The organism is Bartonella sp. AA2SXKL (assembly GCF_042197205.1).
Lineage (GTDB): Bacteria > Pseudomonadota > Alphaproteobacteria > Rhizobiales > Rhizobiaceae > Bartonella.
The window spans coordinates 1-947 of sequence record NZ_JBHIRN010000075.1; the positions used below are offsets into that span (position 1 = coordinate 1).

At 45.1% G+C, this 947-nt stretch carries 1 protein-coding gene; it reads left to right on the forward strand.

Annotated elements, in window-relative coordinates; all coding sequences use genetic code 11:
• Positions 1-947, forward strand: a 947-nt coding sequence (locus ACFINS_RS09830) for a DUF4815 domain-containing protein (RefSeq protein ID WP_375706158.1), incomplete at both ends; no start/stop codon positions are given.

The following is a 947-nucleotide window of genomic DNA, read 5'->3' on the forward strand; positions in this document are numbered from 1 at the left end:
CCCATGGCACCCAGTGTCCCTGATGATGTGTTGTCCCTTGCAACCATTACCAACAATTGGCTTGAAACGCCGGTTGTGGTCAATGATGGCACACGGGTTGCCCCCTATGATGAGATGTGGCGCTATTTTCAACGAGTGCTTTCGCTTGACCGTCTGATGCAATTAGAACGGATTAAAAGCAATGTTGACTCTAAAGAGCCTGTTGCCAAAAAAGGCATGTTTGCAGACCCTTTTCTTGATGATAGTTACAGAGATGAAGGCTTTCAACAAACAGGTGCTGTAGGCAACGGCATTTTACAGCTTGCCATTGATCCAACCTTTTACACCGCTAATCTTACAGCGCCTGTCACCCTTGACTGGACAAATGAAGTGATCATTGCGCAAGAGTTGACAACGGCTTGCGAAAAAATCAATCCTTATCAAAATTTTGCACCCCTGCCTGGTACAGTAACCCTTGAACCCGCAACAGACTTTTGGCATGAACAACGCACCGATTGGCTCTCGGGTATCACCAATCAAATCATTATGGGAAAACATCGCGGCAGTACCATACGTAGAACAGAAGTAAGCGATAATTTCATCAACACACACCAAGAACAAATCGACTTTTTAAGACAAATTACCCTTCACTTTAAAATTGAAGGTTTTGGCAGTAGCGAAATCTTGGAAAGTCTTACCTTTGATGGTGTGAATGTTTTACCAAAAACAAAGCTTGTTGCTAACACCAAAGGCACCCTTGAAGGCACTTTCACGATTCCACAAAATATTACCGCTGGTACAAAAAATGTTGTGGCACGGGGAAAAGGTGGAACCATTGCTACGGGGCTTTTTACCGGTCAAGGTCTGATTGATGTGAAAGTGATGCGGCGCACCACCACGGTGAAGATATGGACGCAAGTGGACCCACAAGCGCAAGTTTTTACCCCCGATGAAACACGGCAAATCAC